This window comes from Campylobacter concisus (assembly GCF_902460625.1).
GTDB classification, from domain to species: Bacteria; Campylobacterota; Campylobacteria; order Campylobacterales; family Campylobacteraceae; genus Campylobacter_A; species Campylobacter_A concisus_AD.
On sequence record NZ_CABPUT010000004.1, the window covers coordinates 201,462 to 204,383 of the forward strand.

1 protein-coding gene and 1 pseudogene are annotated in these 2,922 nt (G+C 31.3%); both read right to left on the reverse strand.

Going from position 1 to position 2,922, the window contains the following annotated elements; all coding sequences use genetic code 11:
- Positions 1-166: 166 nt before the first annotated feature.
- Positions 167-1,522, reverse strand: a complete 1,356-nt coding sequence (locus F3G69_RS04055) for a thioredoxin reductase (RefSeq protein WP_103600427.1) — start codon at positions 1,520-1,522, stop codon at positions 167-169.
- A 3-nt stretch (positions 1,523-1,525) separates the two neighbouring features.
- Positions 1,526-2,922 (reverse strand): annotated as a pseudogene (locus tag F3G69_RS09280) (hypothetical protein); the annotation flags it as partial.

A 2,922-nucleotide genomic window follows, 5' to 3' on the forward strand; every position in this document is an offset into this window, starting at 1 on the left:
TTACCTATGTGCATTATCTCTTTATAGTTTTCTTCTAGTTTTTCATATGAGGTTTTATAAAGTTCTATTAGACCAGTTACCATATAGATGCCTATGTCTTTGATTGTAGTGGCTTAATATATTTATATTTGGCTCCGTTTGGAGCCATAGATATTAAATTTATTATCTAATCCTTTATATTATGCTCTTTGGCATAGCTTAATATCTTTTGCCTAAGATCTTCCGGAAAACTTTCTCTATACATTACTGGTATTAAAGGATTTAGCTTTTTATCTAATTTACCAGCCTCATATAGTCTTGTTAGCTCTTCTGGCGTGTTATAGTATGGTGCATTAGGATAGCCCTCTGGTGGGGTTAGGGACATTATTTTGGATTCTAGGAGAGCAGAATCAATATAAAGAGAAAGATCTTTTTCACTCCATCTATTAGGAAAAGCACCTTTGCCATACTCTTCTTGAAATTCGCTCATGTGGCTTTTAATATAATTTACAAATTCCTCCCTCGTAGTCTCATTAGCATCAAAGTCTCTAGGATCTAATAGTTCACCTTTATCTTCTACTAATCTTCTTAAGCGTTTATGAAGAGAGCCGTCAGCATTATTAATGAGTCCATCTCTATTAAAATCTATCACAAAGTAATTACCTACTATTTCATCTAGATAAGGCATCATACCATATTCATCTAGTGGAGGATTTTTATATAGTTTAAGAATTTTCGTGTAGGTATCTAAATTTTTATTTACTCCAACTGTGTATGTATAATATTTAAAGCAATCTGCTAGTACATGTAGTGCTTCAACTTCTCCTAGTTGAGCTGCTAGAAATACTGCTTGAAATTCTCTTGCTTTAAATCCACCTTCATTTCCATTGCCTAGTGATTCACTATCTCCTAATACTCCAGCGCAAATTCCCCACTCTCCTATAAAGAGTTCTGATTTTAATGTATTTTTATTTCTATCTACTTCATCATAAATTTCAGCATATTCTGGTTTAGTTAGTTTGCCTTTATTATCTACTCTGGCTATTGCATCTTCTGGGATATCTATCATAGTGCATTTTAGATTACTTCTTTTTACTAGATAAATATATCTATCTCTTTTATCTTTTAAGCTTTCATAGTAAGCTTTTTCTGATTTAGTCCAAGGAGATAGTTTAGTCGAACTTGGTTTATAGCTAATATCTAGCCATGGTTTAAATGATAGATAGTCTGTTTGACCTAGAGAATTTGGTTTAGGGTTATAGTATAGTGGTTTATAGTTTTTATATGGAGATGAATCTAGGATGGAGCGGGAGTCAAGGACTAGTTTGGCTGCAAGATCTGGGGCTAACTGCATATTAGGATTTTTTTCAGCAACTATCAAATTCGTATTTTTATCAAATGGTATTTCCATTCCATTCGGAGCTATTACTATATATGTATTATTGTTATCCATTAAATTTCCTTTATTCATTCTTTTATTTACTGCTATTAGTGATATAGCTATTACTAAGATAGCTAAAGCTGTAAATACAATCTTTTTCATCTGTTATCCTATGTAAAGACCATCTTCCATTACTATGGTGGTAGCTAGACGACCTACTAGGCGAGGAGGGATAGTTTTTTCCTCTAAATTTTCATTTTCTTTCCAACTTTCCCTACACCCCACATACATACCCTTTACATTGTTGTTGCCTATTACATCTAATGCTTTTAATAGTCTTCTTGATTTATTATCAACTTCTGATCCATTAGTGTTTAAATTTCCATTTTTAAAGTCTTCTAGTATCTCCATAGCTTCGTTGTATTTGTCTATTGGCAAGGCTTGTTTTGAAGTGCTTTTACTTGTCTTATACATATCATAAATTTCCTCTCTTTGTTTTATATCTATTGAGTTTGATGGGCTTATATCTAGTTCTCTTTTAACCCCTTGCAGCATAAGCTCTTTTGGTGTATATGCTAGTTTCTTGTTTCTTTTGTTTAGGTTGTTAAAGAACTCTTCATCAGTTTTATTGTCTGTTCTTAGCTCATCTAGACATAGATAAGATATCATAGTATCTAGACTTATATCTTTTGATAGATTAGAGTCTAGTTTGTTTGTAGTGGTGTTTATGTCATAGTAGAAGAAGTTATGATAGTCTAGTCCTCCACTAGATAGTCTTCCTCCTATGATAGTTCTTTTTAGATCTATATTTATAAAAGATGAGTATATCTCTATAGGGTAGTAGGTATATTCACTTGTTTTATTTGAATAAGGTTCATAAGATATATTCTTAACAGCATAAGTTTCATCAAATTTATTTGTGAAATACTTATGAAGTATTAGTTCATAAGATCTTTTTTGGTGTTCGTAAGATGAGCTATAGGCACTATCTACTAAAAATTTAAGTCCAGCTCTTGTTATATTAGATACTGTTGCCTTTCCAGCATTTTTTACAAATTCTGTACCTATTCTTAATGTTATAAGTTTTTTTGTGATATCTTTATAGTCTTTTGCTAATTTTTCTTGATGTTTTAATTGATCTCTACCTTTTGCTTTTGCCTTTCGATCAAAATATGAAAAAAGGTAATCATTGCTTATTAGCTTTTGCATCCTAAAAAATTCACGTCTACTTAGAAGGTTAAAATTTTTTTTATCACTTGCACTAATTAACTTAAAAATAGGCTTTTCTTTTATTAGCGTGGCCAATCTAAGCTCTCCACCTGTTGCCATAAATATACCTTTGGCAACATTAAGAGGAGTAGCGTCTTTGCCTACATAAAACATTGTCCTTATGACGCTTTTCCATACAGTCTCACCGCATTTATCTATAAAAAAACCATAAAATGGAAATATATCGGATAATATATCGTTCATTATAGACTTTAATGAAAAATCTATCATATCCTTATACTCATCGTCATTTATCTGCTTTATATATTTTTTAAATTTCTCATCCTCTATAC